15 protein-coding genes and 1 pseudogene are annotated in these 15,203 nt (G+C 53.0%); 11 read left to right on the plus strand and 5 right to left on the minus strand.

Features of this window, described 5'->3' with window-relative positions:
* Positions 1 to 51: 51 nt before the first annotated feature.
* Positions 52 to 1,719, minus strand: a complete 1,668-nt coding sequence (gene ettA, locus MUN86_RS21180; RefSeq protein ID WP_245119973.1) for an energy-dependent translational throttle protein EttA — start codon at positions 1,717 to 1,719, stop codon at positions 52 to 54.
* Between the two features lie 447 nt (positions 1,720 to 2,166).
* Between ettA and MUN86_RS21185 the strand changes: the two genes are divergently transcribed.
* The 7 genes from MUN86_RS21185 to MUN86_RS21215 all read left to right on the plus strand — a co-directional run bounded on the left by MUN86_RS21185 (position 2,167) and on the right by MUN86_RS21215 (position 7,383).
* Positions 2,167 to 2,952, plus strand: a complete 786-nt coding sequence (locus tag MUN86_RS21185) for a DUF349 domain-containing protein (protein ID WP_245119974.1) — start codon at positions 2,167 to 2,169, stop codon at positions 2,950 to 2,952.
* A 2-nt stretch (positions 2,953 to 2,954) separates the two neighbouring features.
* A complete protein-coding gene (locus MUN86_RS21190) occupies positions 2,955 to 3,464 on the plus strand; it encodes a DUF349 domain-containing protein (protein ID WP_245119975.1) in 510 nt (169 codons plus the stop codon).
* A 143-nt stretch (positions 3,465 to 3,607) separates the two neighbouring features.
* Positions 3,608 to 3,829: a DUF2795 domain-containing protein gene (locus MUN86_RS21195; protein WP_022821757.1), complete on the plus strand. Its 222-nt coding sequence runs from the start codon at positions 3,608 to 3,610 to the stop codon at positions 3,827 to 3,829.
* A gap of 82 nt (positions 3,830 to 3,911) precedes the next feature.
* Positions 3,912 to 4,640, plus strand: a complete 729-nt coding sequence (locus MUN86_RS21200; protein WP_280640552.1) for an ABC transporter ATP-binding protein — start codon at positions 3,912 to 3,914, stop codon at positions 4,638 to 4,640.
* A gap of 355 nt (positions 4,641 to 4,995) precedes the next feature.
* Positions 4,996 to 5,445 (plus strand): BLUF domain-containing protein, encoded by a 450-nt coding sequence (locus MUN86_RS21205; RefSeq protein WP_245119977.1) that lies wholly within the window; start codon positions 4,996 to 4,998, stop codon positions 5,443 to 5,445.
* Positions 5,446 to 5,686: 241 nt separating this feature from the next.
* Positions 5,687 to 6,292, plus strand: a complete 606-nt coding sequence (locus tag MUN86_RS21210) for a PAS domain-containing protein (protein WP_245119978.1) — start codon at positions 5,687 to 5,689, stop codon at positions 6,290 to 6,292.
* Positions 6,271 to 7,383 (plus strand): sensor histidine kinase, encoded by a 1,113-nt coding sequence (locus MUN86_RS21215; RefSeq protein ID WP_280640653.1) that lies wholly within the window; start codon positions 6,271 to 6,273, stop codon positions 7,381 to 7,383. Before MUN86_RS21210 ends, MUN86_RS21215 begins: the two co-directional genes overlap by 22 nt.
* Before the next feature lie 94 nt (positions 7,384 to 7,477).
* On the opposite strand, the gene MUN86_RS21220 is transcribed toward MUN86_RS21215, so the two are convergent.
* The 4 genes and pseudogenes from MUN86_RS21220 to MUN86_RS21235 form a co-directional block, all read right to left on the minus strand.
* Positions 7,478 to 8,572, minus strand: a complete 1,095-nt coding sequence (locus MUN86_RS21220; RefSeq protein ID WP_245119980.1) for a lycopene cyclase family protein — start codon at positions 8,570 to 8,572, stop codon at positions 7,478 to 7,480.
* A gap of 69 nt (positions 8,573 to 8,641) precedes the next feature.
* Positions 8,642 to 9,283 carry an RBBP9/YdeN family alpha/beta hydrolase gene (locus tag MUN86_RS21225; protein WP_245119981.1) on the minus strand — a complete coding sequence of 214 codons (642 nt, stop codon included), beginning with the start codon at positions 9,281 to 9,283 and terminating at the stop codon, positions 8,642 to 8,644.
* Between the two features lie 164 nt (positions 9,284 to 9,447).
* Positions 9,448 to 10,311, minus strand: a complete 864-nt coding sequence (locus tag MUN86_RS21230) for an LOG family protein (protein WP_245119982.1) — start codon at positions 10,309 to 10,311, stop codon at positions 9,448 to 9,450.
* Between the two features lie 362 nt (positions 10,312 to 10,673).
* A pseudogene (locus tag MUN86_RS21235) lies at positions 10,674 to 11,935 on the minus strand (ABC transporter permease).
* A 211-nt stretch (positions 11,936 to 12,146) separates the two neighbouring features.
* On the opposite strand from MUN86_RS21235, the gene queA reads away from it, so the two are divergent.
* The 4 genes from queA (at position 12,147) to MUN86_RS21255 (ending at position 15,150) form a co-directional block, all read left to right on the plus strand.
* Positions 12,147 to 13,199 (plus strand): tRNA preQ1(34) S-adenosylmethionine ribosyltransferase-isomerase QueA, encoded by a 1,053-nt coding sequence (queA, locus tag MUN86_RS21240; protein WP_245119983.1) that lies wholly within the window; start codon positions 12,147 to 12,149, stop codon positions 13,197 to 13,199.
* 104 nt (positions 13,200 to 13,303) lie between these two features.
* Entirely contained in the window at positions 13,304 to 14,035 is a 732-nt protein-coding gene (locus MUN86_RS21245; protein ID WP_245119984.1) for a 2-C-methyl-D-erythritol 4-phosphate cytidylyltransferase, read from the plus strand.
* Between the two features lie 264 nt (positions 14,036 to 14,299).
* Positions 14,300 to 14,875: a DUF4142 domain-containing protein gene (locus MUN86_RS21250; protein ID WP_245119985.1), complete on the plus strand. Its 576-nt coding sequence runs from the start codon at positions 14,300 to 14,302 to the stop codon at positions 14,873 to 14,875.
* 32 nt (positions 14,876 to 14,907) lie between these two features.
* Positions 14,908 to 15,150, plus strand: coding sequence for a hypothetical protein (locus MUN86_RS21255; protein WP_245119986.1), 243 nt, complete (start codon positions 14,908 to 14,910; stop codon positions 15,148 to 15,150).
* Positions 15,151 to 15,203: the final 53 nt, after the last annotated feature.

The raw sequence follows: 15,203 nt of genomic DNA on the forward strand, positions 1-15,203 counted from the left end.
AACTGCGACTGGAATTACTTCCGGCCGCAGTTTTTTATTGTTAACAATAATTTAACCGAGCTTCTTGTAGCGCACGCGCTTGGGCTCTACGTCGCCGAGGCGCTTCTTCTTGGCCTCTTCGTAATCCGAGAAGTTACCTTCAAACCACACCACTTCCGAATTGCCTTCGAAGGCTAGAATGTGGGTGGCCAGCCGGTCGAGGAACCACCGGTCGTGGCTGATGATAACAGCACAACCGGCGAAGTTCTCTAGCGCATCTTCCAGGGCCCGGATGGCATTCACGTCCAGGTCGTTGGTGGGCTCGTCAAGCAGCAGCAGGTTGGCGCCCTGCTTGAGCGTAGTAGCCAAGTTCACGCGGTTTTTCTCACCGCCCGACAGCATGGCTACTTTCTTCTCTTGGTCGCCGCCACGGAAGTTGAAGTTGCTCACGAAGGCCCGCGAATTCACCGGCCGGCCGGCCAGTAGCATAGTCTCGGTACCGCCCGAAATGGTTTCGAATACCGACTTGGTGGGGTCCAGGTTTTCGTGCTGCTGATCGACGTAGGCAGCGTGCACGGTGGGGCCCACCACGAAGCTGCCGGCATCGGGCGCTACTTGGCCCGTGATGAGGCGGAATAGCGTGGTCTTGCCGGCGCCGTTCGGCCCAATAATGCCCACAATACCGCCCTGCGGCAAGTTGAAGCTTAGATTCTCGAACAGCAGCTTGTCGCCGAAGGCCTTGGTCAATCCTTCAGCCTCAATCACTTGGCCACCGAGGCGCGGTCCGTCCGGGATAAACAGCTCCAGCTTCTGCTCTTTCTCCTTGGCGTCTTCGTTCACCATTTTGTCGTAGCCAGCAATACGAGCCTTGCTCTTGGCTTGGCGGGCTTTAGGGGCCATGCGCACCCATTCCAGCTCGCGCTGCAAGGTTTTCTGGCGCTTGCTCTCGGTTTTCTCTTCCTGCGCTAGGCGGTTCGACTTCTGCTCCAGCCAGCTGCTGTAGTTGCCTTTCCACGGAATTCCTTCGCCGCGGTCCAGCTCCAGAATCCAGCCAGCCACGTTGTCAAGGAAGTACCGGTCGTGGGTTACGGCTATAACGGTGCCTTTGTATTGCTGCAAGTGCTGCTCCAGCCACAGCACGCTCTCGGCGTCGAGGTGGTTGGTAGGTTCGTCGAGCAGCAACACATCGGGCTCTTGGAGCAGCAGGCGGCACAAGGCCACGCGGCGCTTCTCCCCACCCGACAGGTTGCCGATGATGCCGTCGGCATCGGGTGTGCGCAGCGCGTCCATAGCGCGCTCCAGCTTGCTGTCGAGGTTCCAGGCGTCGAGCTGATCGAGACGCTCCTGCACGGTGCCTTGGCGCTCCAGCAGCTTATCGAAGTCGGCATCTTCGGCCCCAAAGGCTTCGTTGATTTCGTCGAATTCTTTAAGCAACGCTACGGTTTCGGCCACGCCTTCCTGCACCACTTCCATCACCGTTTTGGTGGGGTCGAGTTGCGGCTCCTGCTCTAAATAACCCACCGAGTAGCCCGGCGAGAACACCACGTCGCCCTGAATCTGCTTGTCGACGCCGGCAATGATTTTCAGCAAGCTTGACTTACCAGAACCGTTGAGGCCAAGCACCCCAATTTTGGCGCCGTAGAAAAACGAGAGGTAGATGTTTTTGAGAACCTGTTTTTGAGGCGGGTAAATCTTACTTACCCCCGCCATGGAGAAAATAATAGTGGGCTGGTCGCTCATGCGGAAAGGATTGAATTAGATTATAAGCTTCGGCTTATACCGGAAAGGTAGCTAAGCGGCTTATAAGAAAGTGAAGTGTGGCGTGTTGGTTGTCAGAAGTGAGTTGTTGGCGGCCAGTTGGTTGGCAGATACTTACTAGGCTAAAGGCTGCCAATAATTCATACGTGGTGTGGGCGCTTGATTATCAAAAGTGCTATTTTTAAGAGGATTGGCCTCTTGCGGCAAGCGTCTGCTCAACCTTCCGAAGCGGCCTTACGTTCGGCTGTACGGGTATTTCGCAACTGCCACGGTTGCCAAAGGTAGCCAGCCGCTGCTTGGTTTGCCACCTATGCAGAATGCAGCATATATTGCAACAAGACGTAAACTTGCACATCTTTCGATTTTAGGTACTACAACCGCGCTCTTTCATCCCACCACCACCGATTCGCCTTCGCGTTATTTGAGTTTATGGAACAACAAGACCACCTGCTGGCAGAAGCCCGCCGCTACGGCTACATTGAGGGCGACGAGGTGTGGCTCAAGTCCTTTATGAATCTGCCGGCCCGCAAAGTGGGGCAAGTGAAAGAATCAGCCGATGCTTCCTTGCTGTACTTTGCCAACCGCTTCGAGCTATTCCGGGGCAAAGTTGAAGATCTACTGCAGAAAATCGAAGAATCCGAGAACAAGGGTTCTTTCCTGATGAAGGCCCTGCACCTCAAGGAGCAAGTGGCCAGCTACGATGCGCTCGGCGACTTCGAGAGCCTGCACCGTCGCCTATCCGAGGCCGAAGAGGCCATCAAAGTAACGGTGGCCCGCAACCGAGAGAAAAATTTAGCCACTAAAATCAGCCTTATTCAGCAGGTGGAAGCCCTGCACAACGCCCTCGATTGGGCAACCGCCGGCGACGAACTGCAGGAGCTACGCCAGGCCTGGATCAAGACCGGCCCCGTAGACAAGCAGCTTACCGACGAGCTGGAAAATCGTTTTCGGGTGGCTGCCGACGAATTCTTTGTACGGCGCAAAGCCTTCCAGAACGAGAAGAAGGCCATGACCAACCGGGCCGCCGACCAGTTCCGGAGCTTGATCCGACAGTCGGAAGGCCTGCAAAATTCCACCGATTTCGAGGGCACCACGGCCAAGCTCAAAAAGCTGCAGCAAGATTGGAAGGAAGTGGGGGCTCCCTACCCCGTAAGCAAGCCAACGACCTCTGGACGCAGTTCCGCGCTGCCCACAACCACTTTTTCGAGCGCCTGAAAGTGCATATCGAGAGCAAGCGCAACGAGTCGCGGGAAAGCTCTACCGATGACAACCTCACTCGTAAGCGGGCCTTGGTAGCCGAGGCGGTAGAACTGCTCAACCGCCCGATGTCGGAGGCGGTAGCTCGCGCCAAAGAGTTGCAAGCCGCTTGGAAGAAGGTTGGCCCCGTGCGCGGACCAGAATCCGACCGGGTGTGGGAGCAGTTTATCTTGGCCTGCGACCGAGTATTCGAACTGAGCGCGTTGGAGCACTACATCCGCAAGCGCCCCGAGAATGCCACTGCCAAACCCGACGAGCAAGTGAACATGCGCGTGCAAGCCCTGCGCGACTTCATTAAGTACGACCAACAAGAGCAGTTGACCTTGGAAGAAAACCTTGGGAAACTTAGCTCTGCGCCCGCCAACGATGCGTTCCGGCAGATGCTGCAAGGCAAAATCCGCGCATTCGAACGAAAAATTCGCACTAAAAACGACCTAATCGAAATGTTGCGGCAGCGCTTAGTTGCGTAGCCCAACCTTCGCGGCTATCTTACGTTGCTGCCATCTACAACAAGACGTTACTAGTCACGTTGTCAGTTAAAATGCCTCGGCCGGATTTTTGATAGCCGAGATTACCTTTCTTTTGACCACCATTTTAAGTACCTCACACGCTTATGTACTGGACGCTGGAACTCGCTTCGTACCTGGAAGATGCTCCCTGGCCCGCCACCAAGGATGAACTCATTGATTATTCTATCCGCTCGGGTGCGCCCATGGAGGTAGTGGAAAACCTGCAGGCTCTGGAAGACGACGGTCAGCCGTACGAGAGCATTGAGGAAGTGTGGCCGGATTATCCGACCAAAGAGGACTTCATGTTCAACGAGGACGAATACTAAGTCTAGCGCTGTAGCAGTTGGATTTCAGAACCCGGAACATTGACTTTAGTCGGTGTTCATGCCTGTTACTATCTCGGTTCTTATGTCCGCGGTTTCAGTTCTGACTATCGAAAATTTGGTTGCGGGGTATGAACGACGCGTTCTGCTCCGCAATCTTTTTTTAGAGATACCCGTGCCCTCGTTTGTCGCTATTGTGGGCCACAACGGCTGCGGTAAAACCACGCTGTTTCGGGCCCTGACTAAGCAGTTACCCTACGAGGGCCATATCCAGCTAGCGGGTCATGACTTGCGTACTGCCCGGCGGCCAGCCGCAGAAGGTCTACTTGCCTACTTACCCCAACGCACCATTGTGGGCTTCCCGATTCGGGTGCGTGAATTGGTGGTGATGGGCCGCTACCGCCAGCATGGGTTCTTTAGTGCCTATTCGCCCCTCGATTATCAATTGGCAGATGCTGCTCTGGCCCGTGTTGGAGCCACTCATTTAGCTGAACAAGACTTCACTTTGCTTTCGGGTGGCGAGCAACAGTTGGTATGGCTAGCGCAACTTAGTTTGCAAGATGCCCCGCTTTACCTGCTCGACGAACCCACGCAGCAACTCGACGTCTATTACCGGCGTCGCGTCTTCGATTTGATGCAAGCTTGGGTGGAAGAGCAGCACAAAACCGTGCTCTGCATTACCCACGACCTCGACAACTTGCTGGCTTTATCGGGCTACCTGCTCAACTTGTCAGCTTCCCAACCGCGCTTGGAGCCCTTAACCGCCGATGCAGTCCGAATTACCAAAGAATTTCTGGAAGCTTCACCGGTATAGACCTGTGCCACGAGGCTCGCTTTAAACGCAATTGTTGTTTGCGGGCCGCAAGCCGTTCCGCGTGTTTTGCCGTTGCTTGTCTAGGGTTCATGAATGTGCTACTTCTTGGTGCTAGCCAATTCCTCCGCCTCACTGAAATAGTTGTCATCAAGCGGTATGTGAGTGGGAGCCATTAGCAATAAGCAAGTTTTTGAAAACCTCTGCCTTCAGGATGAGTTCACTATTTCGCTAGCATCTCGCCAGTTGTCTAGCTGAATGCGCGCCACGTTTTTTGCCTACATTGCTGACGAGCTTCTACTTAATCTGCGAAATCCGTACAACCCCAGAGAGTAGAAAGCTCCACAGTTCATCACGCATGATTCACATTATCTATATCAGCCGGGCTGTGCGTCCGCTCACCGACCACGACTTACAGCTCTTACTAAATCAATGCCGTCGCGATAATGCCCAGAATAACGTAACTGGGGTACTATTCTACAGCCACGGCAACATTGCACAACTCATTGAGGGGGAGCCCGAGGTATTGGAGCCGCTATTCGAGAAAATTTCCCGTGATGGGCGGCATTCCAATGTCATGAAGCTAGTCGATAAACCGATCAGCATACGCAGCTTTTCAGAATGGTCGATGGCATTTCACCCCTTAGAGGCGGCCGGATTCGAGCAGTTACAGGGCTTTTTGTTGCCTAGTCACGTGCCCCTGGCTCCTTCTTCCCTGACAATAGCTGATGCTACCCTAATAGATTTAGTGCGGTTAGCGGTGTTCGGCGCCGACGCCTCAGCTACTTCAGTATTGCCGCAAGCCTAGATGCCTCTACTCACTTCGGCTTTCCTTACTCCGCATCCTGTGATGACGGCATCCCCTCGTTGTATTCCCAATTCCTGACTATGCGTGAGCAGCAACTGCAAGACATTCTTCGGCATATGCCGGCTGGTGTCGCTACTCTGCAAGGTCCTGAGTTGCGATATGGCTTTGTGAATGAGGCTATGCAAGATGTTTTGGGGCATCTGTTATCGAGGGACTCCCCATAACGGACTGCCCCGGCACGTTGCCGTCTGATCTATTGGAGGTAATGCAGGAAGTATACCAGCGTGGCCAGCCGTATGTGGCTAAGGCGTATCGGCTACCTTACGCGAACAACGAGCAGGCTGGTCTTCGCTATTTTGATATTGCGTTGGAGCCGGTGCGTGAAGGAGGCGAGGAGGTAACTGGCTTGTTGCTATTTGCCGTAGATGTAACGGGGCAGGAAGAGGCTCGGCAAAGGACCCACGAATTAGCCATCGAAACTCGCCGTCTGGATACGCGCTTGCGGGTACTAACCGAAACTGTGCCCCAAATCACCTTCACGGTTGATGCCAAAGGCAATTACGAATACGTAAGCCCGCAGTGGTATTACTTCACAGGCCAGCCCCCAACTGCTGACCTCAATGCCATGTGGCCACTGCTCATCCACCCCGATGATAGGCTACGGGTGCTGTATCAGACCGATGCCGCTCGCAACGCTGGAATCGGCTGGAGCTACGAGTACCGCCTGCGCCGCCACGATGGCCAATACCGATGGGTGCTCAGTAGAGCCCTACCCGAGTTGCACGCCCCGATAAGGCCGTTTTCTGGCACGGCGCCCTTACCGAAATTCATGACCAGCGTGAACTAGCTGAAGCGTTACGCCGGGGCGAGGCTGAGCTACGGTTTTTGGCCGATAGTATTCCGGAGCTTATTTGGACAGCTACCGCCGAAGGGTTTGTAGACTATTACAACCAATATTCCGAAGAGTATTCGGGTCTGCCAAGCAAAGACTTGGGTCCTACTGGCTGGATCAACCTGTTGCATGCTAGTGAACAGGCCAATGCCGCTCGTCGTTGGGTACACAGCATTGCTACCGGCGAGTCGTACGAGGGTTTGTTTCGGATGCGGCGGCACGATGGGCGCTACCGCTGGCACATCATTAGGGCTCGGCAGTTGACTGATGCCCGTGGCCTGCGGTGGTTCGGCGCCTGTACCGACGTAGACGACCAGCACCGCCTGCGCGAAGTGCTTCAAACCCAGTACGACGAGCTAGCCCGCACCAATCGCGACCTAGATACATTCGTGTACACTGCCTCGCACGACCTGAAGCAGCCCTTGTTCAACCTGCGGGGCCTGTTCGATGAATTGCGCCGCAGTGCCTCGTTCGACGACCCGCAGGAAAGTCAAATCCTGACGATGGTCGACGAGGCATTGCGTCAGTTAGACCTTACTCTGCAAGATTTAGCGGCTACGGTGCAGGACCAGCGTGGCCTTTCCGCACCTACTGAGTCGTTGGATTTGCGCAGCGTGGCCGATGAGGTTCTGCTAGGGCTGCGGGCGCAAGTGCTGGAGTCGCAAGCGGAAATAGAACTGAACTTTAAAGCAGTTCCTACACTCACCTATGGGCGGGCCAACCTGCGCTCGGTGCTACACAACTTGCTTAGCAATGCCCTCAAGTTCGCTCACCCAGACCGTCCGCCGCACATCCAGGTACAGAGCAGCCTCTCCGCTACCAACCAGCCCATTCTAACCGTGCAAGACAATGGCTTAGGCATGGAATTGCCGGACACACCAACTCCAGTTTTCCAACCGTTTACGCGCCAGCACCCGCACGTAGCCGGAGCCGGGGTGGGTATCTATCTGGTGCAGCGCATCATCACGAGCCGGGGCGGACGCTTGGAAGTTGCTAGTACCGTAAACGAGGGCACAACGTTCTCGGTCTATTGGTTTGACGCGTAAAACTCAGAGTCTTACTTAGCAGTTCTTTGCCCCGGCCGGCCACGCAGCACATGCGCAATAGACCGCAGAAACGGCCAAGGCGTGACAGAGTTCATTACCTGAAAATTCTCTTTCCACGAAGTGCGCTCATCCAGAAAATCGAAGATGCGCTCGGGGTATTGCGGGTGAAAAGCTCTGTGAAAATGTCGCGCGTTTGTTCGCCTTGGCGCTGCATGATGTCGAGGAGCAAGGTATCAAACAAACTGAACTGCCATTGGTCGCCTGTTAGGTCGGTGGGCGGATGGCCGGTAGCCGCCAACGCATGCACCAAGTGGGCTGAGTGGGCCTGTATCCGCTTGAATGCATACCCGGTGCTTGGTTTAGCTCGCCCTGCCCGAGTACCAAGGTTGATGATGTGGCGTCCTGCCGCCGGAGGCAACGGATGGTCGGTCATAGGAATGGCGCCCACCTCCTCGTACCCAATCTTAAAATCAGTTACACCCAGCTTTTGCAGATACTCTCGCATAGCCGCTTCGTACGCTGCTTTAGGCAGAAGCTCAGCTGAAAAGAGCGTGTACTCTACGAAAGCTTGCCGTTCGCTAAAAGGCAGCACATACATGAAGCGGGCTTCTTGCTGCTGCTCGCCGCGGAAATCCATGAACTCTACCGTCTTCGGGTTAAAGACATCATGGGTAGTTTCCACCTCCCATCCCACAAAATGCTGGAGCAGGTAGCGGTACTTATCGGGTCGTTTCTGGAACTGCGGAGGACGACTATCGAAGGCATAGCGGGCCCTGAAGGTACCCGCACTCGTGTGCACCACCACCCCGGCAGCAGTATCCTCAATCGTTTCTACGGTGCCTTTTACCCGCACTAGTTGTGGCGAAGCAGCCAGCGCTTGCCCTACAAAATTGTAGAAGTCTAGCCCTTTAATCATCTTGTAGCGGTGGCGCGCCAACTTGAAAACCTGCTCAAACTGAGGGCTCCGGAAGGCAATCTGCTCCCACTCGTGTGCGACAATCCCATCAAACGGAGTGGGGGCATCGGCCCAAAACGACCAAGTTCGGTCGTTTTGGTTTTTAGCTTCCGGCTCAATCAGCAACACCTGCTTACCAGCCAGCCGGGGCTCTTGGCTGATACAGTAGGCCAAGCTAAGTCCGGCCGCGCCGCCGCCCGCTATTATATAATCGTAGTCGAAAGTTGCTGCCACAGGGAGTAACCGCTTGAACAAAGCAGTTGTTGCAAGTTAGTGTAGCAGCCTTATTTGTTACTTGGCTAGCTAGGAAGCCATGGCGGGCATAGCGCCAGCGAGGTCACGTACAGCATCGCGCACGTCGAAATCGAGCTGGGCACTAAAATGCTGCCGACCGGGCAAGATGCTGACTTGCGAATGCAGCCGCTCCACCCAAAGGCGTTCATTTTCTTGATAGCCTGACGTATACGGGTCATCATCGGAGAGCAGTACAATCAGCTTGTTTTCCGGAATAAGCCGACGCGCTGCTTCATATTCGATGGGTGCATCCATCCAATTCAAAATGTCTTGCCAAGGACTATCTACCGAAAACCAACCCGCAACGCACAACACTCCGCCCACCTGCTGAGATTCGGGGTTGGACTTAGACACATTGGCCAAGTAATGCAGAATAGCCAAGCAACCCACACTATGACCCACTAGTATTACTTGCGAATTCAATGAGGAAGCCGGCAACACTTCCTGCAAATAGTCCACCGCTTTCTCAATGACAGGCAGGTCCCAGGAGGGCATTGCCAGCTTGTGAATACGGTAGTCGAATCCATCTTCGGCAGCTACGGCCTCTAGTTGCTCCGATAGCCAAGGATACCAATCGTCTTGCGGTGCGCCTGCCCAACGTGGTACAATATATACGTCGCGGACGTCACGCGTAGTAGAAGTTTGCTGCATAGCTTTGACAGGTATAGGGTAGACCCTAAAATACAATTTATTTGGTTTTATCTAACTTTTCTGTGAACAAGTTTAAAGTTCGATGCATATAATACCCTGAATATAAACAATCAAGCCAACTCTCCCTACAGAAGAGTTGGCTTTTAGAATTGATACGTGTGGCCCTAGAAGTTAGGCGAAAGCAAATATTTAGAATAGAAGTCGTCGATAATTTTCACCGCTGATGCAGCATCGTCCACTAGTTGCACCAAGTGCAAATCCTCGGGCGAGATATTGTGCTCATCGTTCAACATTACTTGCTCGATCCACTCAAACATCCCTTTCCAGTAAGCAGTACCTACCAACACGATAGGGAAGCGCCCAATTTTCTTGGTTTGAATAAGGGTAATGGCTTCGAACAGTTCGTCGAGGGTGCCGAAGCCACCGGGCATGCCGATAAAGCCTTGGGCATACTTCACAAACATCACCTTGCGCACAAAGAAGTAGTCGAAGTTGATAATTTTGTCCGGGTCGATGTAGATGTTATTGAATTGCTCGAATGGCAGCTCAATGTTCAAGCCTACGGAGCGGCCTCCCTCGGAGCGCGCCCCTTTGTTGCCAGCTTCCATAATACCAGGGCCACCACCCGTAATTACGCCGTAACCGTGGCGCACTAGCTTAGCCGCAATTTCCTCGGCCATCTGGTAATAAGGGTTCTCGGGCTTGGTGCGAGCCGAACCGAAAATAGACACGCACGGCCCAATTTTCGACATCTTTTCGAAGCCTTCTACGAACTCAGCCATCACTTTAAAGATTTGCCAAGAGTCGGCAATCTTGATTTCGTTCCAGTCTTTATCGACGAAGGCTTTGCGAATGCGCTGCTCATCGTCTAGCTGTAACGTCCGCACGCCGTGTGTTTGCTCGCGGATGTCGCTGATGCTAGTGACTTTGTTGTTGTTGACATCCGGCTGCCGGATGGTTTGGCCGCTACCGGCATTCAGGGCCTCGTCGGAGGCTTTGGTACGGCTGGTTTTTTTGAGCTTAGACATTACTAGTAAACTTTCATAAAATGGCAAGGCTGGTATAAAGCCAGGTTGCTAAGGTTGGGGAATTTGAAAAAAGGAAAGCCGCCCCACGCAAATAGAGCGGCTAAAAGTACAGGGGTGCAAATTAACATTTTGTTAACATAGCATGATGGTTGTGCTCCCGAAAAAGTACGCCTCGCTATAGTCTCAACTTATACTAGCCGCTACATCGTTCGAGTGCTCGCCATATTATTAAAGCCAGCTCGAAGCTCTTTGAAATAGAATTCTAATTCGGAAACAGCACGCAGAATGCTTGATCGGTCCAGCGTAATACGACGCATAACCAACGGATATAAGTTCAAGAAAAGTTAGATGGTACTCGCTATTTATTTGCTCCGAATAGCAATAACGGGGTCTAGGTTAGCTGCTAGCACAGCCGGAATGATACCTGCTAATACCCCAATCACCACCGATACAGTAAGCCCTAATGTGATGTTGGAGCCTGATAAATGAATAGGCGTGATATCCTGTGGTATCAGCGTGAGCAGCCAAACCAGAAAAATACCAGCCGCGCCCCCTATGAGACACAAGAAAATGGCCTCAAACAGAAACTGAAACAGAATAAAGTAGTTCTTGGCGCCCAATGACTTCTGAATACCGATGATGTTGGTGCGCTCCTTCACCGATACAAACATGATGTTGGCTATGCCAAAGCCCCCACCAGCATTGCAAAGGACCCTATTACAGCTCCAGCAATACCAATAACAGAGAAGAGCTTGCCAACCATATTGGTCAGCATTTCGGGCCGGTTCAAAGCGAAATTGTCTTCCTCTCGGGGCTTGAGGGTGCGGATATTGCGCATCAACCCCTTCATTTCATACTCTAAGTCCAGCAAGCCAGCGTCCTCCTCGCGCCCTTTCACGGCGATAGTAGGCGTAACACCCGTTAAGCCGTTAGTGCTCAGAGTAAACAGCTTGGTGAAGGCACCAAAGGGTATAACGCAGTTAGTATCGTTGCTAGGCGTATCAAGAATCTTTTTGCCTTCTTTCTTTACTACACCAACAACTGTGAAAGTCAGCCCGCGCGCTTTGAATTCCTGCCCTAGTGCCGAGCCATTTGGAAATAAATTGGTAGCAATATCGGCCCCAATGATGGCTACGTTACGAGCCGATTCCATTTCCTGCGTGGTGAAATAACGGCCTTCATCGATAGGCAAGTCGGATACGTTGCGGTAGTCGTAGGTGACGCCCATGAGCGCGCAGTCTTGCATGCTGTTGGAGCCCACGCGCAACGTGTTGCCGCCGGTTGCCGCATAAATAGCAACTCCCTTTTGGTTGTTGGAAAGGCTGCGTTGCAGCAACTCGAACTCGCGCACGGTCGGGGCTGGCCGTTGGAAATAGCGCCACCACGGATAGTCGGGCTGATCGAAAGTCCACGGCATTTTCATCACGTAAATTACCTTGTCGCCCACAAAGCTCATGCTCTGGCGCACATTGGCCTCCAGTGAATCGACCACAGTGAACACGGCAATGATGGCGAAAATACCCACCGTCACGCCAAGCAACGAAAGCACCGTGCGCAACAAATTCGCTTTGAGTGCTTGCCACGCGAAGCGGAAGCTTTCTAAAGTCAGGCGCAGAGCTTTCATGAGGTGAAGTAGGGCGGTAGGGAAACGGGAAATGGAAGTTCGTTGGGCTGGTGCAAATAATGGCATTTAAAGGTCAAACCCATCTTTTCGCAAATTCACAATTTCACCTTTTCAGGCGAAAAGTAACGATAAATCAAGCTAGGTTGCGTACTTTCGCCGACTCAAATTTTCTTTAGCTTCCCTAGCTATTGCCTTTGCCTTACCTGCCCCTATGAAGCTTTCCGAGTTTAAGTTTGATTTGCCCGAAGCCCTGGTGGCCCAACACCCGGCCAAAAACCGCGACGAATCACGCCTGATGGTGGTGCACCGCGACAGTGGCAAGATTGAGCATCGCACGTTCAAAGACATAATTGAATACTTTGGCGAGGGCGACGTATTCGTGGTAAACGACACGAAAGTATTTCCGGCCCGCCTCTACGGCAACAAAGAGAAAACCGGCGCTAAGATCGAAGTGTTCCTACTTCGCGAACTGAACAAAGAAATTCACCTGTGGGATGTGCTGGTGGACCCCGCTCGTAAAATCCGCGTTGGCAACAAACTCTATTTCGATGACGAGGGTGAAGTAGTAGCCGAAGTTATCGACAACACCACTTCTCGCGGCCGGACTATCAAGTTCTTGTTCGATGGTTCTGATGAGGAGTTCTACAAAGCTTTGCACAATCTGGGCGAAACTCCCCTCCCCCGCGAATCCATCACCCGCGACGCCGAGCCCGCTGACAAGGAACGTTATCAGACTATCTATGCTAAGCACACCGGTGCTGTAGCTGCTCCGTCTGCTGGTTTGCACTTCACCCGCGAGGTACTGAAGCGCCTCGAAATCAGGGGCGTAGAAGTGGTACCCGTTACGCTGCACGTAGGGTTAGGCACCTTCCGCACCGTAGATGTAGAAGACCTAACCAAGCACAAGATGGATTCCGAGAATTTCATTGTGCCCGGTACTTCAGCTGCGGTAGTAAACCGTGCCCTCGACGCCAAAAAGCGCGTGTGCGCTGTTGGCACTACTTCCATGCGCGCCATGGAATCGTCGGTGTCAGCTAACTCTCGTCTCAAAGCCAACGAAGGGTGGACTGACCGGTTCATCTTTCCTCCGTACGACTTCAAAATTGCTAACACGCTGCTCACCAACTTCCACACCCCGGAGAGCACCCTGATGATGATGGCCGCCGCCTTTGCGGGCTATGAGCTTCTGATTGAGGCATATAATGTAGCTATCAAAGAGAAGTATAAGTTTTTCAGCTACGGCGACGCAATGCTCATTCTGTAAGCAACGGAGTAACTGAATAACTCAGTAATCAAGAAGAGCCCTACTACCTTGCGGTGGTGGGGCTTTTCTTTACCCTTCACTTAACTAGTTTGCCCCGAGATAGTATGTCCACTACTGCTTCAAGTACAGTTTCTCCCTCCGATTCCGCTGCGGCAGTACCGCGCTTTGCTATTCTGGTAGCCGGTGGCGGTGGCACGCGCATGGGAGCTGACCGGCCCAAGCAGTTCCTGGAATTGAGTGGCGAACCAGTGTTGTTGCACACGCTTCGCCGATTTGCAGAGCCTACATTGGGGGTAATCGCTATAGTAGTAGTGCTCCCGTCCGATCAGTTTGTGACGTGGCAGCAGCTGTGTGCAACTCATAACATTGAAATTCCGCATGCTGTAGTAGCGGGTGGCGCTTCACGGTGGGCTTCAGTGCGCAATGGTCTTGCGCACCTTGCTGATTACCAACACGGCGTAGTGGCCGTGCACGACGGTGTGCGTCCTTTGACGCCTATAGCAGTTATCGAAAACACCTATGCCGCTGCCGCCGAGCACGGAGCGGCTATAGCTGCCGTACCGCCCAAAGACTCGGTGAGAGGATTGAGTCAGCAAGGCTCCTACGCGCTAGACCGCGCCCGTCTCCGGCTCGTGCAGACACCCCAATGTTTTGAAATAGACTTGCTGCGTCGAGCTTATCAATTGCCTGAACTTGCTACTTTCACCGATGATGCCAGCGTGGTGGAAGACTTACACCCCATCCGCCTTGTACCGGGTGACTATTGCAACCTGAAGATTACTACTCCCGAAGATTTACTACTGGCGGAAGTGTTGCTGAGGCGTGAAAACAGCTAGGATTTCGCTTCGCTCGGCCTATCCTATTCGAGCTTTAGCCTCCTACTATTAAGACTAAACCGCAGGGTCTTACCTCAAGTTGAGGTGAGGCCCTACGGTTTAGTATGTACTCTAGTATCAACTAACTAGACTTCACTTAGTACCTGCTACGGTTCGATTCCATTGTTGACTCCGATTTGCAAGCTCAATTATTGCTCGATCCCAACCGCTAGCGGAGCTTACCGTATATCTCCATACATATCACTTGCACAAAAGCCTGAAATTATGCGTTGTTTCCAATTATTGGCACTAGCGACCCTGCCCCTACTCACCGCTTGCTCAGGGGGAGAAAGCAACAAAGACCCAGTTGCGGAAGCCAAATTTCAGAACGAGAAGCGCATCGGCAATGAAGCAATAACTGAAAAGCAAGAGCGCGACGCGGAATTCATGGTGACGGCTGCTAGCAGCAGTATGCTAGATCTGGAGCTAAGCCAGATAGCACAACGCAAAGCCACTTCGCCCGACGTGAAATTTGTAGCGCAGACCATAGTCGCTGAGCATGCGCCTATGCAAACCGACTTAAAGGCAGTAGCCAGCCGCAAGAGCATAGTGTTGCCTGCCAACTTAGGCAAAGACCAAGCAGAACGGGTAGGTGAACTGACAGCGCTAAATGGCCCGGCCTTCGACCGCAAATACCTCGACCTACTGGACGACAGCCATGAACGCGCCGTCAATGACTTCGATGATATGAGCGACGAAGCGTATGATGGTGATATCCGAGCTTTTGCAGCAAAATACCTTCCTGCCCTTAAAAAACATCGTGAAGCCCTCGAGCAAGCGGCCGACAAATTGCCTAAGTAATCCTTCTTACCATACTACTTACCACAACACCCATGAAAACTAATTTTCTTTCTCTACTCGCTTTAGCCGCGATTCTATCATTTAGCAGTTGTGGCAACGCCGAAAAGCGGACCGATGGTACCGCTGGCGAAGCCGTAAGCGACATCGATAAAGCGGCCGATGAAGGAGGAGTAGAAGCTGATGCCACTATAATCGACAACGATGCGGGTCCAACAGTAGCTGCAGACGCTGATTCAGCTATGGCCGCGGACAGCACAGGGCAAGCTCGTCCATAACCTAAGTTCGTCAAACCGAGTACGTTCTACTTTCCGACACCTCAACAGCAATT

Source organism: Hymenobacter volaticus (assembly GCF_022921055.1).
Lineage (GTDB): Bacteria > Bacteroidota > Bacteroidia > Cytophagales > Hymenobacteraceae > Hymenobacter > Hymenobacter volaticus.